At 69.8% G+C, this 25,774-nt stretch carries 25 protein-coding genes; 12 read left to right on the top strand and 13 right to left on the bottom strand.

Going from position 1 to position 25,774, the window contains the following annotated elements:
* Window positions 1-15 precede the first annotated feature (15 nt).
* Window positions 16-1,086 (bottom strand): bifunctional nicotinamide-nucleotide adenylyltransferase/Nudix hydroxylase, encoded by a 1,071-nt coding sequence (locus SFB74_RS31145; protein WP_432728228.1) that lies wholly within the window; start codon window positions 1,084-1,086, stop codon window positions 16-18.
* An 82-nt stretch (window positions 1,087-1,168) separates the two neighbouring features.
* Between SFB74_RS31145 and SFB74_RS31140 the strand changes: the two genes are divergently transcribed.
* The 5 genes from SFB74_RS31140 to SFB74_RS31120 all read left to right on the top strand — a co-directional run bounded on the left by SFB74_RS31140 (window position 1,169) and on the right by SFB74_RS31120 (window position 5,784).
* On the top strand, window positions 1,169-2,002 hold the full coding sequence (locus tag SFB74_RS31140; protein ID WP_432728227.1) for a pseudouridine synthase: 834 nt from the start codon (window positions 1,169-1,171) through the stop codon (window positions 2,000-2,002).
* Window positions 1,969-3,093 (top strand): winged helix DNA-binding domain-containing protein, encoded by a 1,125-nt coding sequence (locus tag SFB74_RS31135; RefSeq protein WP_432728226.1) that lies wholly within the window; start codon window positions 1,969-1,971, stop codon window positions 3,091-3,093. The genes SFB74_RS31140 and SFB74_RS31135 overlap by 34 nt, the downstream gene beginning before the upstream one ends.
* A 144-nt stretch (window positions 3,094-3,237) precedes the next feature.
* Window positions 3,238-3,894, top strand: a complete 657-nt coding sequence (locus SFB74_RS31130) for a response regulator (protein WP_019657727.1) — start codon at window positions 3,238-3,240, stop codon at window positions 3,892-3,894.
* On the top strand, window positions 3,891-5,270 hold the full coding sequence (locus tag SFB74_RS31125; protein WP_432728225.1) for a sensor histidine kinase: 1,380 nt from the start codon (window positions 3,891-3,893) through the stop codon (window positions 5,268-5,270). The genes SFB74_RS31130 and SFB74_RS31125 overlap by 4 nt, the downstream gene beginning before the upstream one ends.
* Window positions 5,271-5,445: 175 nt before the next feature.
* Entirely contained in the window at window positions 5,446-5,784 is a 339-nt protein-coding gene (locus SFB74_RS31120; RefSeq protein ID WP_432728224.1) for a hypothetical protein, read from the top strand.
* Window positions 5,785-5,824: 40 nt separating this feature from the next.
* On the opposite strand, the gene aqpZ is transcribed toward SFB74_RS31120, so the two are convergent.
* A complete protein-coding gene (aqpZ, locus tag SFB74_RS31115; RefSeq protein WP_432728223.1) occupies window positions 5,825-6,532 on the bottom strand; it encodes an aquaporin Z in 708 nt (235 codons plus the stop codon).
* A gap of 186 nt (window positions 6,533-6,718) precedes the next feature.
* On the bottom strand, window positions 6,719-7,732 hold the full coding sequence (locus SFB74_RS31110) for a zinc-dependent alcohol dehydrogenase family protein (RefSeq protein WP_432728222.1): 1,014 nt from the start codon (window positions 7,730-7,732) through the stop codon (window positions 6,719-6,721).
* Between the two features lie 101 nt (window positions 7,733-7,833).
* Between SFB74_RS31110 and SFB74_RS31105 the strand changes: the two genes are divergently transcribed.
* Both SFB74_RS31105 and SFB74_RS31100 read left to right on the top strand, forming a co-directional pair.
* Window positions 7,834-8,742: a LysR family transcriptional regulator gene (locus SFB74_RS31105; RefSeq protein ID WP_432728221.1), complete on the top strand. Its 909-nt coding sequence runs from the start codon at window positions 7,834-7,836 to the stop codon at window positions 8,740-8,742.
* A 54-nt stretch (window positions 8,743-8,796) separates the two neighbouring features.
* Complete coding sequence (locus SFB74_RS31100) at window positions 8,797-9,843, top strand: ABC transporter substrate-binding protein (protein WP_432728220.1); 1,047 nt, start codon at window positions 8,797-8,799, stop codon at window positions 9,841-9,843.
* Between the two features lie 118 nt (window positions 9,844-9,961).
* On the opposite strand, the gene SFB74_RS31095 is transcribed toward SFB74_RS31100, so the two are convergent.
* The 7 genes from SFB74_RS31095 to SFB74_RS31065 form a co-directional block, all read right to left on the bottom strand.
* Complete coding sequence (locus SFB74_RS31095; RefSeq protein WP_432728219.1) at window positions 9,962-10,456, bottom strand: DUF3761 domain-containing protein; 495 nt, start codon at window positions 10,454-10,456, stop codon at window positions 9,962-9,964.
* A 147-nt stretch (window positions 10,457-10,603) separates the two neighbouring features.
* Complete coding sequence (locus tag SFB74_RS31090; RefSeq protein ID WP_432728218.1) at window positions 10,604-11,266, bottom strand: hypothetical protein; 663 nt, start codon at window positions 11,264-11,266, stop codon at window positions 10,604-10,606.
* Window positions 11,263-12,075 (bottom strand): COG1470 family protein, encoded by an 813-nt coding sequence (locus SFB74_RS31085; protein WP_432728217.1) that lies wholly within the window; start codon window positions 12,073-12,075, stop codon window positions 11,263-11,265. The genes SFB74_RS31090 and SFB74_RS31085 overlap by 4 nt, the downstream gene beginning before the upstream one ends.
* A gap of 143 nt (window positions 12,076-12,218) precedes the next feature.
* The gene (locus SFB74_RS31080) at window positions 12,219-12,716 is read right to left on the bottom strand and encodes a hypothetical protein (protein ID WP_432728216.1); all 498 of its coding nucleotides are present in this window, start codon (window positions 12,714-12,716) and stop codon (window positions 12,219-12,221) included.
* A complete protein-coding gene (locus tag SFB74_RS31075; protein ID WP_432728215.1) occupies window positions 12,713-13,336 on the bottom strand; it encodes a hypothetical protein in 624 nt (207 codons plus the stop codon). The genes SFB74_RS31080 and SFB74_RS31075 overlap by 4 nt, the downstream gene beginning before the upstream one ends.
* Window positions 13,336-13,941, bottom strand: coding sequence for a hypothetical protein (locus SFB74_RS31070; protein ID WP_432728214.1), 606 nt, complete (start codon window positions 13,939-13,941; stop codon window positions 13,336-13,338). Before SFB74_RS31070 ends, SFB74_RS31075 begins: the two co-directional genes overlap by 1 nt.
* A gap of 58 nt (window positions 13,942-13,999) precedes the next feature.
* Window positions 14,000-16,291 carry an SdrD B-like domain-containing protein gene (locus tag SFB74_RS31065; RefSeq protein ID WP_432728213.1) on the bottom strand — a complete coding sequence of 764 codons (2,292 nt, stop codon included), beginning with the start codon at window positions 16,289-16,291 and terminating at the stop codon, window positions 14,000-14,002.
* Between the two features lie 362 nt (window positions 16,292-16,653).
* On the opposite strand from SFB74_RS31065, the gene htpG reads away from it, so the two are divergent.
* From htpG to SFB74_RS31040, 5 genes are all read left to right on the top strand, one after another.
* Window positions 16,654-18,690 (top strand): molecular chaperone HtpG, encoded by a 2,037-nt coding sequence (gene htpG / locus SFB74_RS31060; protein WP_432728212.1) that lies wholly within the window; start codon window positions 16,654-16,656, stop codon window positions 18,688-18,690.
* A complete protein-coding gene (locus SFB74_RS31055) occupies window positions 18,687-19,382 on the top strand; it encodes a hypothetical protein (protein ID WP_432728211.1) in 696 nt (231 codons plus the stop codon). The genes htpG and SFB74_RS31055 overlap by 4 nt, the downstream gene beginning before the upstream one ends.
* A gap of 99 nt (window positions 19,383-19,481) precedes the next feature.
* Window positions 19,482-20,474, top strand: a complete 993-nt coding sequence (locus SFB74_RS31050; RefSeq protein ID WP_432728210.1) for a Bug family tripartite tricarboxylate transporter substrate binding protein — start codon at window positions 19,482-19,484, stop codon at window positions 20,472-20,474.
* Window positions 20,475-20,559: 85 nt separating this feature from the next.
* On the top strand, window positions 20,560-22,251 hold the full coding sequence (locus tag SFB74_RS31045) for a hypothetical protein (protein ID WP_432728209.1): 1,692 nt from the start codon (window positions 20,560-20,562) through the stop codon (window positions 22,249-22,251).
* A gap of 172 nt (window positions 22,252-22,423) precedes the next feature.
* Window positions 22,424-22,789 carry a nuclear transport factor 2 family protein gene (locus SFB74_RS31040; protein ID WP_432728208.1) on the top strand — a complete coding sequence of 122 codons (366 nt, stop codon included), beginning with the start codon at window positions 22,424-22,426 and terminating at the stop codon, window positions 22,787-22,789.
* A 40-nt stretch (window positions 22,790-22,829) separates the two neighbouring features.
* Here the strand turns inward: SFB74_RS31040 and SFB74_RS31035 are convergent, their stop codons facing one another.
* Genes SFB74_RS31035 through SFB74_RS31025 form a run of 3 tightly spaced genes read right to left on the bottom strand, consistent with a single transcriptional unit; the run spans window position 22,830 to window position 25,737 of the window.
* Window positions 22,830-23,975 carry a hypothetical protein gene (locus tag SFB74_RS31035; RefSeq protein WP_432728207.1) on the bottom strand — a complete coding sequence of 382 codons (1,146 nt, stop codon included), beginning with the start codon at window positions 23,973-23,975 and terminating at the stop codon, window positions 22,830-22,832.
* A 3-nt stretch (window positions 23,976-23,978) separates the two neighbouring features.
* Entirely contained in the window at window positions 23,979-24,737 is a 759-nt protein-coding gene (locus tag SFB74_RS31030) for a hypothetical protein (RefSeq protein WP_432728206.1), read from the bottom strand.
* Window positions 24,727-25,737, bottom strand: coding sequence for a hypothetical protein (locus SFB74_RS31025; RefSeq protein WP_432728205.1), 1,011 nt, complete (start codon window positions 25,735-25,737; stop codon window positions 24,727-24,729). Before SFB74_RS31025 ends, SFB74_RS31030 begins: the two co-directional genes overlap by 11 nt.
* Window positions 25,738-25,774: the final 37 nt, after the last annotated feature.

The following is a 25,774-nucleotide window of genomic DNA, read 5'->3' as shown; positions in this document are numbered from 1 at the left end:
CTGACAAGCCCGGGGTCAGTTCTTTCCCAGGCCACCCAAAAAATGATTCGCGATGAAGAAGTGGTCTTCGTAGATGCGTTCCTGCATGTCGAGGAACTCGGCAATGGGCACCCAGCGCACTTCGGCCGCGTCGTCGTCGGCGCGCACTTCCGACAGGCCCGTCCACTGGTTGTGCGCCAGCTCGAAGAAGAAGCCGTGCGTGATGGTGCGGCCGCGCTGCGAGCGGTCGGGCGCATCGAACACTTGGCTGGCCTTCATGCTGCCGTTGAGCACGGGCACGGGCACCTTCAGGCGGGTTTCTTCCTTCAGCTCGCGGATGGCCGCGTCCTGCAGCCGTTCGTGCTGGCCGACGAAGCCGCCGGGCAGCGCCCAGGTGCCCTTGCCGGGGTGGAACTTGCGCTGCACCAGCAGGATGTGGCCGGCCTCGACGACCACGGCATCGACCGTGGTGTAGATCGGCGGAAACTCGCTGCCGGCATAGCGGTACTTGTCGCGGTAGTCGACGAGGAACGCGCGCTCCTCGCAGAGCTCGGCGTAGTCGGCCGTGCGGGTGAACTGGTCGAGAAAGGCCGCTGTGCCGTCGGGCAGGTCGGCGCGCGCGAGCTGGCCGCGGTTCTCGGGGTCGAAGTAGAGGCTGCGCACGTCGGTGGCGTTGAGGCTTTCCACGCTGTTCTGGCCGACGAACTCCCAGTGCGGGAAAAGCTTGAGGTAGTAGCTCGACGCGTCCTTCAGGTGCCCCACCAGCGCCACCCTGGCCTTGGCGGGCGCATGGCCGTCCTGCGCGATGAGCCGCTCGACCGCGGACTGGATCGACGCGATCCAGATCTGGTCGTTGTAGGGCGAGTCGCCCACGCCGACCACGCTCACGCGCATCTGCTCGGTGCCGCGCAGGCAGGCGCGCACCATGCGTTCGCGTTCGTCGAAGGTGAAGGGGTTCTTGACGCTGCGTGGCTGCCGGTCGGAGCCGACCACCACGATGACCCGTTCGGCGGCACGAAGGCCTTCCTCGATGAGTCGTTGATGTCCGAAATGAACGGGCTGGAAACGCCCGATGACGATGGCGTACTGGTACTTGCGTGTGCTCACTTGGGAATCCCCCAAAAAGGACGCGATCAACTCGCGTCTGGGTTCAGGATAGCATCGGTGCCGCCCATTGATCAAGCCTGCGATGACCGAGCCCTCCACTCCCCCCGCCGATGCCGTGCGCCTGAACAAGCGCATGGCCGATCTCAAGCTGTGCTCGCGCCGCGAAGCCGACGAGTGGATCGCCAACGGCTGGGTCAAAGTCAACGGCAGGCCGGCCGAGATGGGCGTGAAGGTCACGCCCGCCGACCGCATCGAGGTCGACAAGGCCGCCAAGGGCCAGCAGGCGAACCAGGTCACCATCCTCATCAACAAGCCCATCGGCTACGTGAGCGGGCAGGCCGAGGACGGCCACGAGCCCGCGGTCACGCTTTTCACGCCGCAGAACCGATGGGCCGACGACAACGCGCGTTTCTTCTTCAGCCCGAAGCAGCTGCGCGGCCTGGCGCCCTGCGGCCGGCTCGACATCGACTCCATCGGCCTGCTCGTGATGACGCAGGACGGCCGCATCGCGCGCCAGCTCATCGGCGAGGACTCGACGATGGAGAAGGAATACCTGGTGCGCGTGGCCTACCACGGCCTGGGTCAGCCCGCGCCCACCGGCCAGCTGGTGCGCATGGACGACGACGACCCCGTCACCACCAACGTGCAGGCGGTCTTCCCGAAGGCCATGCTCGCGAAGCTGCGCCACGGCCTGAGCCTCGACGGCCAGGCGCTGAAGCCCGCGCGCGTCGAATGGCAGAACCCCGAGCAGCTGCGCTTCGTGCTCACCGAGGGCAAGAAGCGCCAGATCCGCCGCATGTGCGAGCTGGTCGGCCTGAAGGTGGTCGGGCTCAAGCGCGTGCGCATCGGCAAGGTGATGCTCGGCAACCTGCCGCTGGGGCAATGGCGATACCTCGCGCCGCACGAGAAGTTCTGAGCCTGCGCGCGCTGAACCGCGCCACGCTGGCGCGGCAGATGCTGCTGGAGCGGCGCAGGTTCACTCCATCGCAGGCCATCGAGCGGCTGGCGGGGCTGCAGGCGCAGGCGCCCAATCCGCCTTATGTCGGCCTCTGGAGCCGCATCGAAGGCTTCCGGCGCGAGCAGCTCACCGAGGCCCTGCGCAAGCGCCGCGTCGTGCGCATGTCGACCCTGCGCGCCACCCTGCACCTGATGACCGCGCAGGACGCGCTGGCCTGGCGCCCGCTGCTGGAGCCGGTACATCAGCGCGGCCTGCTGGGCAGCAACCACAAGAAGGAACTCGAAGGGCTCGATCGCGCAGCGGTGATCGCCGCGGGGCTCGCGCTGCTCGGCGAGAGGCCGCGCACCGGCGCGGAGCTCGGACAGGCCCTCGGCCTGAAATGGACGGGCAGGGAGGCCGCATCGCTCGCCGCACTGATCCGCAACAACCTGCCGCTCGTGCACCTGCCGCCTGCCGGTACCTGGAACTCGCATCAGAACGCGGTGCTGCAGCCTTTGGGCGACTGGCTCGGGGAAGCCGCGGACGCTCCCCCGGCCACGCAGGACGACCTGCTTCTGCGCTACCTCGCCGCCTTCGGACCCGCAACGCTGGCCGATGCCGGCGCATGGTCGGGCCTCACCGGCTGGAAGGCGGTTGCCGAACGCCTGCGGCCCCGGCTGCGCGTGTTCGCGGGCGAAGACGGCCAGGAGTTCTTCGACCTGCCCCGGGCGCCGCGCCCCGATCCCGACACGCCCGCGCCGCCGCGCCTGGTGGCCGAGTGGGACAACCTGCTGCTCTCCCATGCCGACCGCAGCCGCGTGCTGAGCGAGTCGCACCGCGCCCGCGTGTTCACCGTCAACGGCATCGTTCGCGGCACGGTGCTGCTCGACGGCTTCGTGGCGGGCGTCTGGAAGATCGAGCGCGGGAAGATGAACGTCGCCACCGTGGTGCTGGAGCCCTTCGGTCGCTGGTCGAAGGCGGACCGCGCCGGCGTGGAGAAGGAGGCCCTCGACCTGCTGGCCTTCGCTTCGGACGACGAGGGCGAACGCCACGCCGTGCGCGTGGCCTGACCCCGCCGCGACCCTGGCCATTGACCCCGCGCCGCGCCCGCCGCCTAAGCGTGCTCTAAGTATTCGTACCTACTCTGCGCCACGGCGCAGGCTCTTCCGATCATCCCGGTCGCGTGCTACCTTGCGGCCGAAGGAGTCGCCGCGATGCGCGTGCTGTTGGTGGAAGACGATGAAATGATCGGGCGCAGCCTGAAGCAGGCGCTCGAGGGCGCGGGTTGGTCCGCGGACTGGGTGCGCGACGGCGAGCTGGCGCAGAGCGCGCTGGGCGACGGCGGCTACACCTGCGTGCTGCTCGACCTGGGCCTGCCGAAGCAGGACGGCACCGAAGTGCTGCGCCGCGCCCGCGAACGCGGCGACGCCACCCCGGTGCTGGTGCTCACCGCGCGCGACGGCCTCGACGACCGCATCCACAGCCTCGACCTGGGCGCCGACGACTACCTGCTCAAGCCCTTCGAATTCCGCGAACTGCTCGCTCGCATGCGCGCCGTGGTGCGCCGCCGCGACGGCGCCGCGCACTCGTTGGTCGGCAGCGGCGCGCTGCAGCTCGACCTCACCACGCGCGAAGTCGTGGTCAACGGCGCGCGCGAGGCACTCACCGCGCGCGAGTTCGCGCTGCTGCACGCGCTGCTGGAGCGGCCCGGCGCCATCCTCTCGCGCGAGCAACTCGAGAACCGCATCTACGGCTGGGGCGAGGAAGTCACCAGCAACGCGATCGACGTGCTGATCCACGGCATGCGCAGAAAGCTCGGCGCCGACGCGATCCGCAACGTGCGCGGTTTGGGCTGGCGCGTCGCGGCATGAACGGTGCGGCGCGCGGGATGGGCCGCTGGTGGCGGCCGCGATCGCTGCGCACGCAGCTGCTGCTGTGGCTCATCACGCTGCACCTCGGCGCGGCCGTGCTCACGGCGTGGTTCTCGTTCGTCGCGTACGGCAACCTCGTGCACAACGCGCTGGACGACCAGATGCGACTGGTGGCCGAGTCGTACGCGGGCAGCGATCCGCAGAAGCTGCCGCACCCCATGGACGGCGAGGCCGCCTTCTCGCGCGGCGCCTTCATCGTGCAGATATGGAGCGCCGACGGCAGCACGCTTCGCGCCACCTCGTGGCCGGTGCTCACGGTGCCTCTGCAGGCCCATCCGGGCTTCAGCGACGTGAACACCGGCGCGCATTCGGGCTCCGCGTGGCGCGTGTTCACCGCCGAGCCCGGCTCGCGTGCCGATCAGCCGCGCGTGCAGGTGCTGCAGAACGAGGACTACCGCCGCCGCCGCGCCCTGCGCCGCGCGCTGCTCGAAGGCCTGCCGATCACGCTGCTGCTGCCGCTGGCGCTGCTGATCCTGTGGGTCATCGTGTCGGCCGCATCGCGCTCGCTGCGCGCGGTGGCGCGCGACGTGGCCTCGCAGGACGAGCGCAGTCCCACCGAGCTGTCGCTCGCCCGCGTGCCCGACGAGATCGCGCCTCTGGTGGGCGCCTTCAACAACCTGCTGTCGCGCGTGCGCAGCGCCTTCGCCACGCAGCGGCGCTTCGTGCAGGACGCGGCCCATGAGCTGCGCACGCCGATGGCCGCCATCGGCCTGCAGATCGAGAACCTGCGCGCGCACGTGCCGGCCGGCGAAGCCACCGAGCGCTTCAACCAGCTCGAAGCGGGCGTCACGCGCGCGCAGCATCTGATCGAGCAGCTGCTGCATCTTTCGCGGCAGGATGCGCCGCGCGTGGGCGGCGCGAGCGAGCGCGTCGACATCGAGGTGCTGCTGCGCGACAGCGTGAGCCAGCTGATGGTGCTGGCTGATGCGCGGCGCGTGGACATCGGCTTCGAGGGCGGCATCGCCGCGGTGGTGGTCGCGCCCGCGGCCGAGCTGCGCAGCGTGTTCGACAACCTGATCGACAACGCGCTGCGCTATGCGCCCGAAGGCGGCGTGGTCGACGTGAAGCTGCACCGTGTCGAAGGCCATGCGGTGGTCGACGTGCTCGACAACGGCCCCGGCATTCCGCAGGCCGCCATCGGTCGCGTGTTCGATCGCTTCTTCCGTGTGCCGGGCGCTGCCGCCGGCGGCAGCGGGCTGGGCCTGGCGATTGCCCGCACGGCGGCGGAGCGGCATGGCCTGCGCATCGAGTTGCGCAATCGCACCGACGGGCCGGGGTTGATGGCGCGCGTGCACCTGCCCGCGCCGTCCGCCTAGTCCGCTTTACTGCGGTCCAAAGCTTTAGGAAAAAGAGCGGCGCTCACACGCGCCTAACTCTTCGCTCACATCCAACTCAGTCAGCGTGCCTAGAGTGCACTCAGGTCCTGCCACGCGCAGTTCGCGCGATGGCACGTGACCGGAGACAACCTGCAATCAATCAGGAGAACACACCATGCGCACTTCCTTCAAGCTTCTCGCCGTCGGTTCCTTCGCTGCGCTGGCAGCGATGGGCGCCGTCAACGCATCGGCCGAAACCACCGATGGTTCGGACTTCCATCCGCTTCAGATGAATTCGCCCGAGAAGCCCGAGGTCCAGGCCGGCGCGATGGCCGCTGCACGTCCTAGCGGCACCGAGCCCGTCGGCCAGTCGACCAGCGCGCCCGCGATGAACTCGACGATGCCGGTGGCCGACATCCAGGCAGGCGCCTATGCGGCGTCGCACCCGAGCGGCACCGAGCCGATCGGGCAATCGACTTCACTGCCGATGGTGAAGTCGGGCAGCGGCAGCTGATCCGAAAAAGGCCAGCCGCCGCCACCGGTGACGACTGCGATCAGTCGTCGCTGCCGTTGCTCAGCAGTGCGCGGTAGATCACCGCGCCGATGATGGCGCCCGCGATGGGCGCCGCCCAGAAGAGCCACAGTTCCGACACTGCATAGGACGGCCCGAACAGGGCCGGGCCTGTGCTGCGCGCCGGGTTGACCGAGGTGTTGGTCACGGGAATCGAGATCAGGTGGATCAGCGTGAGGCACAGGCCGATGGCCAGCCCCGCGAAGCCGCCGGCCGCGCGCCTGGCGGTGGCTCCGAGGATCACGATCAGGAACACGGCCGTCATCACCACTTCGCACAGCAATGCGGCCGTCAGGCCGTACTTGCCGGGCGAGTGCTCGCCATAGCCGTTGGTGGCGAAGCCGCCGATGTCCGCGCCCGGCTTGCCGGTGGCGATGAGGTACAGGATGCCCGCCGCAGCGATGGCGCCGAGCACCTGCGCCACGATGTAGCCCGCGAGCTGCGAGGCCTTGAAGCGGCCCGCGGCCGCGAGGCCGATGGACACCGCCGGATTGAAGTGCCCGCCCGAGATCGGGCCCAGTGCGTATGCCCCCGTCACCACCGTGAGACCGAAGGCCAGCGAGACGCCGAGCAGGCCGATGCCGACATTTGGAAAGGCCGCCGCCAGAACTGCGCTTCCGCAGCCTCCGAGCGTGAGCCAGAAAGTACCAATGAACTCGGCAGACCACTTTTTATAGGTACTGTGTTCCATAACGCTCCATCCTGAAGTTGAGAAGGCGCGCAGGCCGCGAGGCGATGCGCGGCCGGATTCTAGGAACGCAAACAAGGAGCGTCGAGCAAGTCGTTGGCACTAACGGAACCTGTTCACGGATGGCGCCGCTTTTGTGCATTGCCGCAACTGCGTTGCATCTGCGGCACCAGCGCGTTTCGTGATCTTTTACATCGTCACGACGATCTTTCCGAACGCGCCGCGTTCGAGGTGATCGAGCGCGGCGGGCAGTTCGTCGAAGCCGTATTGCGCGGCGATCACGGGCTTGAGCGCATTCACGTCGACGGCGCGCACAAGCTCTTCGAGCGCGCGCCGGTGGCCCACGCCGATGCCCTGCACCGTCACGCGGCCCAGCACCATTGCATAGAACGACGCGCTCAGCGTCTCGCCGCCGAGCATGCCGATGATCGACACGCGTCCGCCCTGCTTCACGGCCTGCAGCGAGCGGTCGAGATTCGGCCCGCTCGCGAGCTCGAGCACATGGTCGGCGCCGCGTCCCTGCGTGAGGCGCCGCACTTCGGCGGGCCAGTCGCCGTCGCGTGCGAGCACGTGGGTGGCGCCGAGCGCGAGCGCCTGCGCACGCTTGCCGTCGTCGCCGCCCGTCACCACGATGGCTCGCGCGCCATGCAGTCGCGCGATCTGCAGTCCGAAGAGCGCGACGCCGCCGGTGCCGTGGATCAGCACCGTCTCGCCCGCGCGCAGCGCGCCGGTCTCGGCCAGCGCGAACCATGCGGTGAGGCCCGCGCATGGCAGCGTGCTGGCTTCGGCCAGGCTCAGTGTTTCGGGCGCGGCCACGGCCCAGTCGGCATCGATCAGCACGTGCGAGGCCAGCATGCCGGGGCCGGGCCCGCCCAGCAGCGTGGTGCCGGCGTGCCAGTGGCTGTCGATCCAGCCGCCCCAGAAGGTGTTGACGACGCGGTCGCCGACGGCGAAGCGCGCCACGCCGGGGCCGACCGCCTCCACGGTGCCGGCCATGTCGGAGCCGGGCACGAAAGGCAGGTCGAGCGCCATGCCCATGCCGTCGCGAATCATCAGCAGGTCGCGGTAATTGAGCGACACGGCACCGACCTTCACGAGGATCTGGTTCGGGCCCGGCTGGGGCAGTGGCGCATCGGCCCGTTCGAGATGGGCGCGGCCGAATTCGGGAAGCTGCCAGCGGCGCAGCGTTCGGGGTTCTTGCATGAAGGGGCTCCAAGGTGAATACAGGAAGCCTTCATGCTATTGACGAGTAGAGATACCCGGTGGTGGATAATTTTCCTTTCAATGGCGCCTGAAAGTATCCAATGAGCCAGCGTCTGCAGGGTATCGAGGAATTCGTCGCCGCGGTGGAAGCGGGCAGCTTCGCGCTGGCTGCGCAGCGCCTGCACGTCACGCGCTCGGCCGTGGCCAAGAGCATCGCGCGGCTGGAGTTGCGGCTGGACACGCGGCTTTTCCTGCGCACCACGCGCAGCCAGAGCCTCACGGAGGAGGGCCACGGCTACTACGAACGGTGCCGCCGCGCGCTGGCCGAACTCGAAGCGGCCGAGGCCATCGCCGACGTGGCGCGCAGCACCGCCTCGGGCCTCGTGCGCCTGAGCATGCCGGCGATGCTGGGCCGGCTGAAGGTCGGCCCGCTGCTGCTGGCGCTGGCGCGGCACCATCCGCAGCTTTCGCTGGAGCTCTCGTTCAACGACCGGCGCGTCGACCTCGTCGAGGAGGGGCTCGACCTCGCCATCCGCAGCGGCGAGCTCGCCGACAGCGCCGAGCTGGTCGCGCGCCCGGTCGGCATGCAGTGGATGGTGCTGTGCGCCTCGCCCGCCTACCTCGCCGCGCACGGGCATCCCGCCGGCATCGACGGACTGAAGGCGCACGAGGCCGTGCTCTATGCGCGCGACGGCCAGGTGTCGTCGTGGCGCTTCCATGACGCCGAAGGCCGCCTCGTCGAGGTGACGCCGCCGTCACGGCTGCGCTGCGACAGCGCCGAGGTGCTGCTCGAGGCGGCCATCGGCGGCATGGGCCTCGCGCGGCTGCCGGCATGGCTCGCGGCCGACGCGCTCGCCACCGGCACGCTGGTGCGCGTGTTCGACGAGCCCAGGCCCTTCGGCTTCGCTCTCAACGTGATCCGCGCGCGCAGCCGCTACCTGCCGCTGAAGACGCGCGTGGTGACTGACTGGCTGGCCGAGCACCTGCCGCCGCTGCTGGCCGCGCGCTGAGCGGCGGCGCTATCCTGCGCCTTCTTCCAGCAATGACAAAGAGGAGACACGCGCATGCGCCCATCCGCCATCGCCATCCGGCACATCGCCGCTGCCGCCAGCATTGCCGCGGCAGCCCTTCTTGGAGCCCCGGGCGCCGCGGCGCAAGGCACCGTCAACGCGCTGTGCAGCACCGACGCCGGCTGGTGCGAGGCGGCCGCCACGGCCTTCACGCGCGAGACCGGCATCAAGGTGCAGCAGGCCCACAAGGGCACCGGCGAGATCGGCGCCCAGCTGCGCGCCGAGGCCGCCAACCCCAAGACCGACATCTGGTGGGGCGGCACCGGCGATCCCTTCCTGCAGGCGGCCGAGCAAGGGCTGCTGGAGCCCTACCGACCGGCCTACATCAACGACCTGCACGACTGGGCGGTGCGGCAGTACGCGCTGTCGCAGAACATGGTGGGCGGCTTCTACACCAGCGCCATCGGCTTCGGCTTCAACACTGACGTGCTCAAAAAGAAGAAGCTCCCCGAGCCCAAGTGCTGGGCCGACCTGGTCAAGCCTGAATACAAGGGCGAGATCGAGATCTCGCACCCGGCCACCAGCGGCACGGCCTACACCATCATCGCGGGACTGGTGCAGCAGATGGGCGAGGAGGCGGCTTTCGAGTACCTGAAGAAGCTGCACCGCAACGTCACCAGCTACACCCGCAGCGGCCAGGCGCAGGCGCCCAACGTGGCCAAGGGCGAGGTCGCCATCGGCGTGAGCTTCATCTTCGGCTTCGAGCGCTGGCGCTACGACAAATTTCCGGTGAAGACCGCCGCGCCCTGCGAAGGCACCGGCTACGAGATCGGCGGCATCGCCCTCGTGAAGGGTGCGCGCAACAGGGAGAACGCGAAGCGCTACTACGACTGGCTGATGAGCCCCGCGGGGCAGGCCATCGGCGGCAAGTCGGGCAGCCTGCAGTCGCCGGCCAACAAGACCTTCAAGCCCGACCCGCGCATCCCGTCGATGGCCGACGTGAAGCTCATCAAGTACGACTTCGAGAAGTACGGCAAGGCGGCCGAGCGCAAGCGGCTCATCGACCGCTGGACGAAGGAAGTCGAGTCCCTGCCGAGGTAGACGGCTCGCGCCCCTTTTCGCGAAACACCGAGGAACCGGCTTTGCCGGGCCTCAGGTGTCGCCCCCGGCGAGGGGGTTGGCGTAGCGACACGAAGTGCGCGAAGCCTGGGGGAGGAGCCTATGCACAAGCCTTGTTGTGCGAGGCGTGCATGCCCTTGGCCTTGGCATCGGCTTCGCTCATGTACTCGCCCTTCTTGGTCTTGCCGTAGTAGCGGTCGCCCATGCAGTGGTAGACCTTGGTCTGCTCGTTGGCCCACACCTTGCCCGCGCCGCCGCCGGGGGCGGCAGCCATCTTCGAGGGGTCGGGCGCGACGGGCTTGGCGGTGGCGGCAGGGGCTGCGGCGGCAGCGGGCGCGGCGCCGGCTGCGGGAGCCGCGGGGGCTGCCGCAGCCGCAGGCGCGGCCTTGCCGGCATCGGCCGTCTTGCCGTACCAGGTCTGGATGCCCTTGTGACCGCGGCAGGCGCCCGACTTCGTATCGGGCGAGGCGTAGCTGCCGTCCTTGCACTGCACGGTGGTGCCGGCCGGCGCGTCCGCCGGCACCTGTGCCTGCGCGCCCAGCGCGACGAGGCCTAGGAAGGCGGCGGCCGACAGCATGCGGGTTTTCTTGTTCATGCAAAGCTCCTGAAGAATGTGTGCGACGTGAGACAGGTCGGAAGCGGAAGAATCCGCTTCGGAGCTTTGGCGGCCGATCCCAGCACCACCTGACTTGGCGGACCACCTTGTCCGCGCGTCGTGAACGACTCCCCGATCCGGGCAGGCTCAGGGCGAACTGGCGGTGAAGGTGACCAGGCCGGTGTAGGTGCCGGCGGTGCGGCTGGCCAGGTTGGCATAGGAGAAAGTCCAGGTCGCGGTGCGCTGGGTGACGAGGTTGGCGAAGGCGGTGCCCACCACATTCACCGCAGTGCCCGTGCCGGTGTTCGGGATCTGCGGCGCGGGCAGGTTGGCGTCGCTGCTGGCGATGGTGATTTCCGACAGCGGAATCGTGCTGGCGCCGTTCGCCAGCGGCGTCGTCGCCGTGGCCCGCAGCGTGACCTGCCCCGCGTTGCTGCGCACCTCCACCGGCAGCGCGTTGCCCGAGGGCGTGACGCCGAAGCCCGGCGCCGCGCCGCTCCAGTTCACCGACCTGTTGTTGCCCGCGACCGGCGCGGTGGGCACGGGCGGGATCGACGGCGTGAGCACGAAGCTCACCGTGCTCGTGGTGCCGCCCGGCGTGGGCCATGCGCCGTCGCCGATGCGGAAGAAGATGAACTTGTCGATGGCGATGGTGAAGTCCAGGTTCACGCCCGTGTTCAGCGGCACCGTGAGGCTGGGGCCGGCGGTGCTGGACGCGGCCTGCGCGGCCGTCACGCCCATGCCCAGCGCAGCGGCGAGCACGCTGGCCAGGGCGAGCGTGCCGGCGCCATGCAGCGCGCGCAGCGTCATTTCAGCTCCACGTCCACCTTGAAGCTGCCCTTGTCCCAGTCGAGCCTGCCGCTGGCCTTGACCGGGTAGGCGGGCTGCGGCGGGGGCTGTCCGCCTTCGCCCTTGGGCACCAGCGCCAGCGTGCGCGTCTGGCCCGGCAGGATCGGCGTGCCCTCGGGCACCAGTTCGAACGCGAGGCCCTTGCTGTCGGTGGCATCCAGGCTGCCTTCGAGGCGGCCATGCGCGTCGCCGGTGTTGGCCACGGTCACCACCGCGCGGCGCGCGCCGCCGGCCTCTCCGCTGGCGATCTGCTTGATCTCGAGCCGGGGCTCCGCGCCGTCGAGCATGACGTACACCGCCACCGCGATGCGGCCGGTGACCGGCAGGCTCAGGCTGGCGCCGCCGTTGCGGATGACCGTCTGCTGCGCCGGCTCCGTGCCCTCGATGGCGATCATGAAGCGGCATTCGCCGCGCGGTGCATCCGCCGGCGGCTCCACTTGGAAGCGGAACGCCCGCTTGCTGCGCGCGGGCACCGAGAGGCTGCGCCGCTCCAGCACCACCCACGGCCTGCAGCTTCCGGGCAGCAGCTCGTCGTGATAGCCGATGTTGCCTTCGGCGGAGTAGCTCCAGTCGATGGTGCGCATCGTCACCTCGGTGGCGTTCGAGGCCAGGTTGTGGATGTCGAGCGACTGCCCGACCCGCGCGCCGGGCTTGCTCGCGAGTTCGAAGCGCGACGGGGTGACGGCCAGCTCGAAAGGCGCGGCCTTCGCCAGGCCGGTAGCCGCGAGCAGCGCGAGGAAGAAGGACGGGAGGAAGGCGGTTGCTTTCATGTCAGTTGTCCATCGCGCCGTGCGCAGCCCATGAAACGGACGCAGCAGATGCGCGGGCACCCGTGGAACCGGCTTCGCCTGGCCACGGGGGCGTCCCCCTCCCGAAGGAGAGGGGGAAGGCGCGAAGCGACTCAGGGGGTGTTTCATGGCAAGGTCTCGATCTCGAAGAACGACTCGAAGCTCAGCGCCGAGCCCGACGGCATGCGCAGCTCGCGCGGATCGATGCGCAGCGTCAGCTCGAAGGTCTCGTTCATCCATGGCGACTGGACCACGCCGTTCCACACCTGCACCCGGTCGCCGGGGCGGCCGCTGCCGCTGGCGAACGCACCGTTGCCGCGCCACTGCACCAGCATCCCGGCCGGCGAGCGCAGGCCCGCGACCATCGCCGGAATCACGTAGAAGATGCGCGCACGACGGCCCACGTGCGGGGCGGTGGCCAGCCGGTATTCGATGCGCCCGAAGGGCAGCACCAGCATGTTGCCGTCCATGCCCTGCGCGTTGCCGAAATCGGTGCGCACCTGCGCGCGGGGCGAGGCCGAATCGTCCAGCCGTGCGATCGCGGCTCCGGCCGGGGCGCACGCCATGCAGCCAAGCAGCACGGCGATGGCGGCAAGCCAGGGGCGAAGGCGCTGCGGCTTCATTCCATCGAGGCCGTGAAGCGCACGGTGCCCTTGTAGTTGCCGCCCGGGTAGACGACGTCGTTGTCGTAGCTGAACTGCAGCCGCGTGGCCGTCAGGTTGCGCGACTGGTAGGTCCAGGTGCCGATCAGCGGGCACAGCAGCCCGGAGCAGAAGGAGGCGTTGGCGTCATAGCTCGCGATCGACTGGCTGGCGCTGGCAGTGAAGCGGCCGTTCTGGATGTCGCCCGAGGCCGCGTTGCTGTTGTTCGTGGCCACCCAGCTGATCTTGCTGAAGGGAATGGCGGTGGTGCCGCAGCCGCCAGACTGGCACGTGAGGGCAGCGGACGAATCGACGCGCAGCGTCACCGGCCGCGCGACGGTGGTGCTGGCCACGGGGCGAACCGGCATCACCCAGACGTCGATGGTCGGCGTGCCTGTCACGGCCGTGGGCGTCAGCCCCGCGTTGGCGCCGGTCACGTTGAAGGCCACTGTGTCGACGGTCGCGCCGGCACTGCCGACTCGAAGGGTCAGGCTGTAGGTGCTGCCGGTGTCGGTGACCGTGGTGATGACGGCGCGCGCGGGCGTGGCGGCGAGCAAGGCCGCCGCCGCCGCAACAGCAGCGATCGCCGCACGCGCAGGCATCAGATGCCCTGGGCCGTGTACGTGATGGTGTTCGTGTAGGTGCCCGCGACCCAGCCCGCGGGCGTGCCGCCGAGCGTGTAGGCCCAGGTGCCGGAGGCGACCGCGTTCGAGGGGAACGAGGTCGAGGCGCAGGCGCCGAGGTTGGCCCCGGGGTGCGGCAGTGTGCCCGTGGTCACGACGGTGAAGTCCGCGTTCGCCGGGCCGCCGGCCGCGGGCGCCCAGGTGCCCATGGCACAGTTGATGGTGCCGGCGCCCGCGTTGGTCCAGGCGTACACGTTGAGCGTGTTCGTGGTCGACGCGGGCGTGACGGTGGGGGCCGCCCCGTTCCAGTCCACGTTGGTGTTGTTGCCGGTGACCGGCGTGGTGGGCACGGGCGGAATGCTGAGGGTGGAGGCCCAGGTCACCGTGTCGATGGTGGTGTTGGTCGAACCCACGCGCAGCAGGATCAGCTTGGGCACCGTCACGCTCAGGTTCACCCTGGCCTGCGCCGTGATCGTGCCCGTGCCGGAGCCGTACTGGCTCTCGGCCAGGGCGCTGCCGGCGGCCAGCGCGAGGCCTGCGAGGCAGAGGGCCTGCATGTTGCGGGAGATGGGTGCTCTGTTCATGGAGTCTCCTTGGGTTGAATGCACGGGGGTGGGTAAAGAGGCGTCAGGCCGGCGCGGTTCATTCGCCCACCTTCACGACAGGGATCGCCGCGCTCGCATGGCCGCGCAGCGGAACGTTCACGCTCACCCCGTTCTCGCCGGCCGCGCCCCATGGCAGCGGCACGCTTTCGAGCCTGAGCGTCAGTTGATGGCGGCCGGTGGTCACCAGCGGAAATTCGAAGCGGCCGTCGCGGTCGGTGACGGCGCGGTAGCGGCCGTCGAGCAGCACCTCGACGCCCGAGACGCCGCCTTCGCCCGACTGCGCCTCGCCGTCGCGGTTGGCGTCGTAGAACACGCGGCCCGACACGCTGCCGCCGCCCGGCCCTTCGCTGGGCATGCCGGCCGCCCGGTAGCCCGTGCCGGCGCTGCCTTCCCAGCGCAGGTAGACGTAGGCCGTCTTCTCGTTGCTGCGGTACAGGTTGGGCGCCGACCACGAAGTCGGCAGCAGCGATGCCCGCGCCTGGTTGAAGTTGGCCACGACGCCCATCTTCCAGCCCGAGCCCAGGTCCTTCTCGGCCGTGAGCGAGCCCGACAGGCCGCGGCTGGTGTAGAGGCCGCCGCTTTGCGAGGTGTAGCGCAGGTTGCCGCCCACGTTGAAGCCGCTGTCGAACCAGTAGCGGAACTGCAGGCCGGCCGTCGGGTAGCTGCGGGCGTTGCCGCCGCTGCGGTCGCGCGCATGGCCGATGGTGGTGGTGAGCTCGGGGCGCATCGTCTCGTAGCGCCCGCCGATCCAGTCCTGCTCCCACTGCACTTCCTGGCCGGTGGCGGCGGAGTCGCCGAGCACGATCAGCTCGTTGCGCCGCACCGTCAGCGTGAAGCGGCTGCGCGGCCAGTCGAAGAAGCGGGTCTGGTAGAAGGCGCTGCCGTAGAGGCTGCGGCCGTCGCTGCTGCCGGTGAAGGTGCCGGTGGAGGTGCCGGGGAGGCTGCCGTCCGGATAGGCCTCGTAGCGCGTGCGGTAGGCGCTCAGGCTGCCGCCGACGGAGCTGTAGCGGTCGAAGAGGTACTGGAAGTTGCCGTTGGCGCCCACGCGCCGGTAGCCCGAGAGGCGGAAGCTGGCGTCGGCCTCCGCGCGTTCGTAGTCCAGGCCGGCGCCCCAGCTCATGCGGCTGGTATTGCGGTCCACCCGCCAGTAGGCGCCGCGCGTGCCGGTGGCCAGTGCGTAGTCGCCGAAGTACAGGTTGGGCCGCGCGGCGTAGGCCCCGAATTCGTGGCGGTACAGGCCGGTGCGCGCGCTCGCCTCGACGAAGAGGCCGTGCGAGCCGCCGGTGGCCACGCCCGGCGTGGGCGAGTTCACGCGGCTGCCCACCAGCGTGGCGCGCGCCTTGAAGTCGCCGTCGCGCACCACCTCGCGGCCGTAGCCCAGCGAGGTGGCCCAGCTCGTGACGTCCTTGCGGCCGTAGCCCTGCGCGGTCAGCGGGTCGTAGTAGTAGGCGGCGACGTTGCGCGCCTGGTCGAGCTGGAACGAGGTGAACCACCGCTCGTCCAGCCGCAGCGTGGCCCCGAGCCAGCCCAGCGTGCCCTGGCTCTTCTCGAAGCCCGGATACGGCCCGCCCGTGAGGTTGCCGCGCTGGCCGAAGCCGGCGCGCACGTCGAGCCCGTTGCCGTAGATGCGCGTGGAGGCGCCGCGCACCGTGGTCGAGCCCAGCGAGAGCCTGTAGTTGCGCGAAAGGCCGTCGGTCAGTTCGCTGAAGGTGTCGCCCACGGTGGTGTCGGCAAAAGTCTGCGTGGTCAGCGGCAGGCCGATGTTGCGCAGCGTGAAGCGGCCGCTGGTGTTCTCGCGCGCATAGCCCAGCGAGCCGATGCCCAGGCTGCTGGTGGTGTTGTCGCCGCCCAGGTGGCGGCCGTCGGCCTGCAGCACGAACTCGCCGTAGTTGAGGGTCTCGCGGCGGTATTCGATGCGCTGGCCGAACTCGGTCGCGCGTTGGCGGCCGTAGCCGGTGGTCGTGGCCTCGCCGAAGCCGATGCGGCTTTCCACCAGCCAGGCGCGGTAGCCCTCGGGCTGGGCGGCCTCGAGCGTCTCGTCGGCGGAAGCCTTGTCGGAGGGGGCCGTGTCGGGCGTCATGAAGCGGTCTTCATAGGCCTTGGGTGCGGATTCCATGAGCGCCTTCAGCCGCGCCTGCTCCGCCTGCGCGCGGTCGAGGGTTTCGATGCGCGCGTCAGCCACGACAGGAGCGGCCGGGGCCGTCGCCTGGGGGGGCCGCAGAGGCTCCGCCTGTGCCTGCACGCAGGACAGCCACGCGAGGGCGGTAGTGCACTCGAGCCACGCGAGAGCGGCCACCGGACGCCGCGAGGCTCCGGGTGGGCCGGACATGGCCCGTGGCGTCGTGCGAATCATCAGACGTCATCCCTGTCTCGTTCCCCGGGGCCGCGCCCCTGTTTCTGCTATTTCTAGTCAGTCGTCAGGATATTTCAGAACTGTTAACTGGCGCCAATATTTAGACGGATGGAGGGCCTTCCAGAGGAGAACCTGGTAACCAGATCTTCAGAATCATGAAAAATGGATTCTTTAGACTTCATCGGCCGCGAAGGGCCAAATGAGGCATATCGGGTCGCCCGATGGGCCTGCCCCGCTTGATGAATCCGAAAGACCTCTCATATGAAGAAGTCGGCGCGGCTTCACAGCAGGGGAGCTCTCCCGACTTAGAATTTTTTGGCTTCGATATTTCTCTTTCCATGGCTGATTCCTCCAAAACCAAACTCCCGTTCCAGGCCGAAGTCGCGCAGCTGCTGCACCTCGTCACGCATGCGCTCTACTCGAACAAGGAAATCTTCCTGCGCGAGCTGATCTCGAACGCGTCGGACGCGTGCGACAAGCTGCGCTTCGAGGCGCTCGACCATCCCGAGCTGTACGAAGGCCAGTCCGATCTCGACGTGCGCCTGAGCTTCGACAAGGCCGCGCGCACCATCACCATCACCGACAAGGGCATCGGCCTGTCGCGCCAGGAGGCCATCGACAACCTCGGCACCATCGCCAAGAGCGGCACCAAGGATTTCATGAGCAAGCTGAGCGGCGACCAGAAGGCCGACGCGCAGCTCATCGGCCAGTTCGGCGTGGGCTTCTATTCGGGCTTCATCGTGGCCGACAAGATCACGGTCGAGTCGCGCCGCGCGGGCCTTCCGGCCGACCAGGGCGTGCGCTGGGTGAGCGGCGGCGCCGGCGACTTCGAGGTGACCGACATCACGCGCGCCGAGCGCGGCACCAGCATCACGCTGCACCTGCGCGAGGATGCCGACGAGTTCCTCAACGCCTGGAAGCTCAAGCAGATCGTCGGCAAGTACTCCGACCACATCTCCCTGCCCATCCTCATGGAAAAGGAAGAGTGGAAGGACGGCGAGAACGACCAGCCCGGCGACATGGTGAAGACCGGCGAATGGGAAACCGTCAACAAGGCCAACGCCCTGTGGAGCCGCCCCAAGAAGGACATCACCACCGAGCAGTACGAAGAGTTCTACAAGAGCATCAGCCACGACTTCGAGGCCCCGCTCGCCTGGAGCCACAACCGCGTGGAAGGCAGCACCGAGTACACGCAGCTGCTCTACATCCCGGCGAAGGCGCCTTTCGACCTGTGGAACCGCGAGAAGAGCGCGGGCGTGAAGCTCTACGTGAAGCGCGTCTTCATCATGGACGACGCCGAGGCGCTGATGCCCAGCTACCTGCGCTTCGTCAAGGGCGTGATCGACTCGGCCGACCTGCCGCTGAACGTGAGCCGCGAGCTGCTGCAGGAAAGCCGCGACGTGAAGGCGATCCGCGAAGGCAGCACCAAGCGCGTGCTCGGCATGCTGGAAGACCTGGCGAAGAAGCAGAAGACCGCGCCCGAGAGCGGCGAGGGCCGAATCGACGTGGGCTCGGGCGAATCGGTGCCGGCCCCCGAGCCGACCGAAGGCGTGACCGACGTGGTCGACAAGAACGCGCCCACCGCCGCGGAAACCGCCGCTGCCGCCGCCGACGAATCGGGCAAGTACGCCAAGTTCTACGCCGAGTTCGGCGCGGTGCTCAAGGAAGGCCTGGGCGAGGACTTCGGCAACCGCGAGCGCATCGCCAAGCTGCTGCGCTACGCATCCACCACCACCGACTCGGTGAGCGTGAGCTTCGCTGACTACAAGGCCCGCATGAAGGAAGGCCAGGACGCGATCTACTACATCACGGCCGACACGCTCGCCGCCGCCAAGAACAGCCCGCAGCTCGAAGTCTTCAAGAAGAAGGGCATCGAGGTGCTGCTCATGACCGACCGCGTCGACGAGTGGGCGCTGAACTACCTCAACGAGTTCGACGGCACCCCGCTGCAAAGCGTGGCCAAGGGCGCCGTCGACCTGGGCAAGCTGCAGGACGAGGCCGAGAAGAAGGCCGCCGAAGAGGCCGCCGAGTCGTTCAAGCCCCTGCTCGAGAAGCTCAAGACGGCTCTGAAGGACAAGGCGGAAGACGTGCGCGTGACCACGCGTCTCGTCGATTCGCCCGCCTGCCTCGTGGTGCAGGACGGCGGCATGAGCACGCAGCTCGCGCGCATGCTCAAGCAGGCCGGCCAGCCCGCGCCCGAGCTGAAGCCGGTGCTCGAAGTCAACGCCGAGCATCCGCTGGTGAAGAAGCTCGAGGGCTCGTCGCACTTCGACGACCTGGCCAACATCCTGTTCGACCAGGCGCTGCTGGCCGAAGGTGGCCTGCCGGCGGACCCGGCGGCCTACGTAAGGCGCGTCAACGCGCTGCTGGTGTGAACGCCCGGCCGCGCGTCACTCGTGCAGCAGCCGTCGTTCCGGCGGCGCTGCTGTTGCTACTGACGGGCGGCTGTTCGCACTATCACGTCGGCATTCCGCTGGTGCCGGGGCTCTCGCTGGGGCTCGGCGCCACCAAGGACGGCAATTTCTCGGTGGGCCTGAACACCGGCTTCGGCCCGCTCGGCGCGGGCGTGGCCGTCAACAACGGCGGGCAGGTGTCGGGCTCGGCCGGCGTGGGTGTCGGCGTGGGGCCGGTGCGCACCGGCGTGAGCAAGGGCGCCATGCTCTACGACCCGAAGGCCGCGCCGGTGGCACCGGCCGCGGCGGACGGGGCGGTGGCCTCCGCCGCAACCGTGGCTCCTTCCGCTGCTCCTGTCGCTCCCGTTGCCCCCATCACTCCTGCGGGGGCGGCCGCCGCGCCCGCTCCTGTCCAGTACTACTCCACGCCCGCGGCGCCATTCACGCCCGTGGGCCCCGTCATTCCGCCGACTCCGGTGGCCGCCGCGCCCGCCAGCGCTTCGGCGGCTGCTCCGGCCCGGAGAGCGCCGCTGGTCAAGATCACGCGTCCGCCCCCGGAGCCCGTGGCTCCCGCGGCGCCTGCCGTGAACGTCACCTACCGCACGCCGGCCGTGGCCGCCGCCGCGGCTTCGGCCCGCGAAGCCGGCACGCCGGGCAATCCGGTCGCACCCTGATCCCCGCCTGATCCCGCTCGGCCCTTGTGGCCTCGCGCGCCCCGAGCCGCGCGGCGCATGGCGATGCCACTACCATGGCGCAGGACTTGTTCTCCGCCCATGACACGCCGTCGCCCGCTTCTGCAGCAACTCCTGGCCATGGCCGCCCTCGCGGCGACGGCATGGCCGCCGCGCGCGGCGAAGGCGCAATTTGCCTATCCCTCCAAGCCCATCCGCTGGATCGTGCCCTACCAGGCCGGCGCTGGCACCGACATCGTCGCGCGCACCATCGGCGCCCAGCTCTCCATCGATTCGGGCCAGCAGGTGATCATCGAGAACCGCGCGGGCGGCAACACCGCGCTCGGCGCCATCGAGGCGGCGCGCGCGCCAGCCGACGGCTACACGCTGCTGTCGGCCGACAGCGGCACGCTGGTGTTCAACCCGGCGCTCTACCGCAACCTCAGCTACAACCCCTCGCGCGACTTCGCCCCTGTCACCCTGCTGGGGCGGCTGCCGCTGGTGCTGCTGGTCGGCCCGGCCAGCGGCGTGAAGGACGCGCGCGCCTTCATCGACGACGCGCGCGCCTTTCCCGGCAAGGTCAGCTTCGCATCGGCCGGCACGGGCAGCCCGCAGCACCTGGCGATGGAGCTGCTCGAACGCGAGGCCGGCCTGGAGATGGTGCACGTGCCGTATCGCAGCGCCGCGGCCGCGGTGGCCGACGTGGCCGGCGGCCAGCTGCCGGTGATGATGTCCGACCTGGCCGCATCGCGACGCTTCATCCAGAGCGGCAGGCTGCGTCCGCTCGCGGTGGCGCACCCCGCGCGCCTCGCGCAACTGCCGCGCGTGCCCACCTTCGCCGAGATCGGCCTGCCGCGCGTGGAGGTCGCCGCGCTCCTGGGCTTGGTCGTGCCCGCCAACACGCCGGGCGAGATCGTGTCGCGGCTGCAGCAGTCGGTGGCCAGCGCCATCTACAACCCCGCGGTGCAGCGCAGGCTTTCCGAGTTCGGCGTGGAGCCCGCGGGCGACACGCCCTCGCGCTTCGCCGCGCTGCTGCAGGGCGAATCGGCGCGCTGGCATCCGCTGATCCGCGACCTGAATCTTTCGTTGGACTAGGCCCTCGTCCTTTACGGCAACTTTGCCGAGGCGCCACGTTTTTCTCATTCCGGGCTAAGAGTGGCTGCCTAGATTGGCGGTGCCCATGACCACCCGCCGGTTCCATCACGTCGTCTTCGCGGACGATTTCTTTCGTTCCCCCGCCAACGGGCTCCAGTACCACGTCGCCAACCGGCGGTTCCTCCGCGGCTTCTTCGATTCGGCCCTGGGCCGCCTGGGCCTGCCCGCGAGCGAGGTCGCGCCGATGTCCGAGGGCGGGCGCATCGACGTCGCGCGCCTCATGGACCGGCTGGAGCTGCCATGCACGCTGGCCGGCTGGGCGCGCGCCTGCATCGCCGACCTCGCGCCGCTGGCCGGGCGCGACGGCATGCCGGCCTTCGGCCCCGGATGCCTCGTGATCGGCTGGGGCCTCACGCCCGCGCAGCAGCGCTGCATCGACCTTTGGGGCGCGAGCTATCTCGACATCGAGATCGACCCGCGCCGCTTCACCGAGCACCTGCACTTCTGCGCGCGCACCAACGACCCCGCCATCGAGGCCGCGCTGCTGGCGCGCCGGGTGGACGAGGAGCTCTTCTGGAACCACGCGAGCGCGCTCAAGGGCCGCTTCGCGCGGCACGGCACGGGCTCGTTGTTCGACCCGAGGCTGCGCGTGGGAATCTTCTTCGGCCAGAGCCTGGTGGACCTGTCGCTCGTCAGCGGCGGGCGCACCATGCACCCGGCCAGCGTGATCGCACCGCTGCGCGAACTGGCCAAGGGCGTGGACCTGCTGGTCGTCAAGCCGCATCCCTACGAGAGCGCGCTGCACGACCTGGCGCCCATCGCGCGCGCCATTCCCAACGTGGCGTGGACGCGCGAGAACACCTACGCGCTGCTGTCGGCGGGCAACGTGCATTTCGCCGCCAGCCTTTCGTCGAGCGTGCTGACCGAGGCGCGCTACTTTCGCAAGCCCGCCCACGCGCTGATCCGCGCCGACCGCAATGCGGGCGAGCTGCTGCCCTCCACCTGCTCGGGCTGGATACCGGTGGGCGCGGAACTGGGGTCGAAGGATTTCATGGCCGCCGCTTGCGGGATGGACGACGAGAGCACCGGCACCGATGCCGCGCGCAGCTTCGCCGCCTGGCCCGCCACGGCCATCGACCGCGCCTTCCTCACGCGCTGGGGTCTCGACGACCAGACCGCCGGCCTGCCCGAGGTGGCCGAGCTGCAATTGGGACGCCCCTACCTGTTCCACCCCGGAAGCCCCGCGACGGGCTGGCTGAGCCACGGCTGGTCGGGCTTCGACGGCGAGGGCGCGCGCAGCGAGGGCGAGCTGGCCTGCCTCGTGGTGCCGTTGCCCGCGCTGTCGGCGCCGTCGCAGGCCTTCGTGCAGTCGCTGTCGCATCAGCAGCCTTACCGCGTGGAGGTGCGCGTGGACTATCGGGCCCATGCCAAAGCCACCAGCGTCCACGCGATGTTCGACGGCATGGTGCTGCCCGGCCAGCGCGTGACCGGCGCGCGGCGGCGCAGCCTGGTGTTCGAGGTCGAGCCGGCCGCGGGCCGCAAGTGCCTGGTGCTGCAGTTCGTCGTGGCTGACACTGGTCGCGGCGTGATCCGCAGGCGCGCGGCGCGCCCGGGCTTCACGATCAGGACGCTGCAGGTCTCGCTGCGCATGGGCCGGGGCGTGATCTCGGCGCCGCCGAAGGCGAAGGCGGCGCGGTGGTCCGAGATGCATCCGGTGCGTGCAATGACCCGGATATTTCGCGCGCTGGTCGATTCGGCGCGCGGAATCGCGGGCTGACGCGAAGATCCTTCCCCCGCGCGTTCCTGTTTGAGCAGCAGGAGCCGACGAGCCAAAAGCTGACGCCGTCGTTGCGGGCGGGCCGGCAACCGGCAAGGCCGGACTGGCGGACATTGGCGTTCGCTGGCTCGCGTGCCTTCGCACGCGCCGCACGAACACAGGAGAGCTCCGGATGTCCGAGACCCACAAGGCAATTCTCGAAAAGGCCAATGCCGCCATCACCCAGGGCGACTACGAAGGATTTCTCGCGTTCTGCACCGACGACACGAAGTGGACCTTCGTCGGCGACAGAGTCCTCGGCGGCAAGCAGGCCGTTCGCGAATGGATGGCGACCGCCTACAAGGAGCCGCCCAGGTTCGAGGTGCATCGCCTGATCGCCGACGGCGACTTTCTCGCGGCCCTCGGCGAGATCACGCTGAAGGACGAAACCGGCAAGGCGACCCGCCATGCGTACTGCGATGTCTGGCGCTTTCGAGATGGCCTGATGGCCGAGCTGCAGGCCTTCGTCGTCGAAGCTCGACCGGAGGCCGGGGGCTGAAGCCCGGCCCGCACGTACCCTGGCCTTGGTGGCGCGTCTTTCAATGAGGCGCGGGCCGACCGCGCTGCGCGTTCGTCGCCGCAAGCCTCGATAGCAGCGCGACCCAATGCTGGAGCCGGCCGATGGCCGCCTGCCGGCCCTCGGCGGCGCGCGCCGCGTCGTCTGCCGATGCCGCAAGCAGTTCCCCTGCCGCTGCAGCCACGGCCCGCGCGAACTTCGGCGCATCGCCGCGCCACACCACCACGCGGTGCTTCAATCCGAGCTGCGCCGCGCGGCCAGCGTTGATCGCCTGCTCGGGCTGGTCGGTGAGCAGCAGCAGGATCGGCTTGCGGTAGACCGACGCGATCGAGAGCGCCGCCATGCCCGGCGCCGAGACGATGAACGCGCTGTGCGCGGCCGCCTCGATCCAGTGCTCGTCGCGCGCGTGCCAGTGCGGGCGGTGCGCGTAGCCCTCGCCGACGAGGTGCGCCGGCACGCCGGCATCGGCGAGGCCTTGTTCCAGCCCGTCGGCGAGCGCCGGCTCCCGGAAATGCGGATTGAGATAGACGGCCGCGACCCGCTGCTGCGTTGCGTCGCCCCTGTCCACCGCATCGACCACCGCCACCGGCGTGGCCAGCCGGTGGCGGCCGTGGCCGTCGTGCTGCGGCTCGCCGTAGGCGAAGTCGTGCTCGATGCGCGCGAGGCTGCGGTCGATCTGCCAGGCCACGATGCCGCCGAACAGCCGGGCGACGAAGCCCGGCATGCGTCCGCTGAAGTTGGTTTCCAGCGCGTGCCGCAAGCTCGCGCCGTACACGTGCACCACCTTGCTCCGCCAGAAGGGCAGCCAGCCCATCAGCAGCAGCGCGGGGTGGAAGGAGTCGTTCACCACCAGGTCGGCATCGCGGAAATGCGCGCGCAGCCGCCACACGTCGCGCAGCATGCGTCCGGGCCTGAACATGTACTGCGCCACGTTGCGATCGGTCTCGTGGCGCAGCATGTTCTGCTGCGCGTCGAACTGCACCGCGTAGTGGCGCGAGAGCACCGGCGCGTCGATGCCGAAGCCGGCGAGAAAGCGCGCGCCCTCGTCCGAGGTGGTGAACATGCGCACCTGCGCACCCGCTTCGCGCAGCGCATGCGTGAGCAGCTGCGCGCGCATCAGGTGGCCGCGCGCGTCCGCGGTCGCGAGGTAGAGGATGCGCTGCGGCATCGCTCAGGCGTGGTGCCGCACCGGCCGCGCGGCGCCGGGGCGCAGCCGCAGCGCCGCGCCGGCGAACCACATGCCGAGCGCGCCGGTGACACCGAAGCCGCGCTCGGTGTCGCGCACCTCGCGCATCAGCTGCGAGAGCCGCGCCTCTTCGTGCGGCGCCACGCAGCGCTGCAGCGTGCGGGTGCACAGGCGGATGTGGCGGTCTTCGTCGGCCATCACGCGCGACAGCAGCGGATGCAGCGCGTGCCGTGGCCCGATCAGCGCGCAGTGGCGCTGCAGGATGCGCGAGGCCATCTGCTCGGCCGCGAGGCCGATGGCGTAGGCCGGCACCAGCCCGCCTTGCGCGAAGTGCGGCGCGTGGCGGCGGATGAGCGCCTGCCAGCGTGCGAGCTTGCGGCGGCTGAACCAGTCGGGCCGGGGCGCCTCCTCGGGCGACGCGGCGGCCTGCGCGCTGCCGCCGCGCTCGACGATGGCCTGCGCGAACAGGCGCGCATGCAGCTGCTCGTCGGCCAGGTGCTGGTCGAGCTGGCGCGCGAGCCACTCGGGCGGCGCGACGCGCAACTCGCGCTGAAGCGCCTGCTCGGAAGATTCCTCGCCCACAAGGTAGAAGCGCAGCAGCAGCATCTCGCCATCGTTGCTCGCATGCAGCTGGCGCAGCGCGGCGCGCTTGACGTGATGCACCAGCCAGGCCTGCAGCGCGGGCCAGCCGCGCAGCCGGGGCGGCGAGAGGCAGTCGAAGCCAGGGGCGAAGTCAGCGGCCATCGGCCTTGGTCTTAACCGGCTGAGGTTGTTGCTGCTGCCAGCCCAGCACCAGCCCGATGAAGCTGTCCTGCAGGAAGGCGCGGGCGGCCGCGTCGGCGCCGGCGAACTCGCGCTGCTGGCCGTCGTAGCGGATGTAGCCCTTGCCGTTGGCGGCGCCGAGCAGCAGCTTCTCGTTCTTGTGGAAGCCACGCTGCAGCAGGGGCTGCAGCAGCGACTGCGATTCGAGCCCGTAGAGGAAGAGGTCGCGCTGCACCACCTGGCGCGGGATCTTGCCGCTGAGCGCCTGCAGCTCCAGCGTCCAGTTGCCCTGCTGCATCGCCTCGGCCAGGTCGCGCCCCTTGGCGCCCGGCGCGCGGAAACGCGCGCGCGCCACCGACTTCGATGCCCTGCTCAGGCCGAGGCCGATGGTGATGTCGGCGTCCTTCGCGCCCTCGGCGCGGTTGTCGTCCACCTGCACCAGCACGTTGGCCAGCCGCGCGGCCAGCGAGGGCTTGGCCAGCGCCTCGACGATCTGCTCGGCCGTGAGCATCACACGCTCGGTGCCGGGCTCGTTCACCGTCACCTTGTACGGGTCGATGCGGATGTCGTCGAACTCGCCGCTCACCGGCGAGTGCGCATGGCTGCTCACCGACCATTCATTGCCCGACCGGCTCAGCAGCGCATGGAAGGTCAGCGGCACGCGCTGGCCGTCGCGCGCGCGGCCCGAGCCCTGCAGCAGCACGTCGCCGACGATGGTCTTCTCTGGGTAGCTGCGGGTGCTGGCGAAGCGGATGGTGTGTGCCGCGGGGTCGAGCGCGGCGTGGGTGTCGGCGTCGTCGAGCGCGAGGCGGTTGCACTCGCTGCCTGAGCCCGCGAGCGCGGCGAAAGGACAGCCGGCGTCGGACTTGAAGTTGAAGACGCCGCGGCCAGCGAAGTCGGCGGCACCGGCCAGCGTGAAAGCGCCCGCGAGCGCAATGCCGAGCGCCAGCCGGCGGGCGGTGAACGAAGAGCGGATGGACATGGTTTCTGTCTTTTTGTTTTTCTGGGAGAGCAGGCCG

Origin of the sequence: Variovorax xiamenensis, assembly GCF_050916385.1 — a bacterium.
Classification (GTDB): Bacteria; Pseudomonadota; Gammaproteobacteria; order Burkholderiales; family Burkholderiaceae_C; genus Variovorax.
This window is presented reverse-complemented; position numbering and strand designations above follow the sequence as displayed.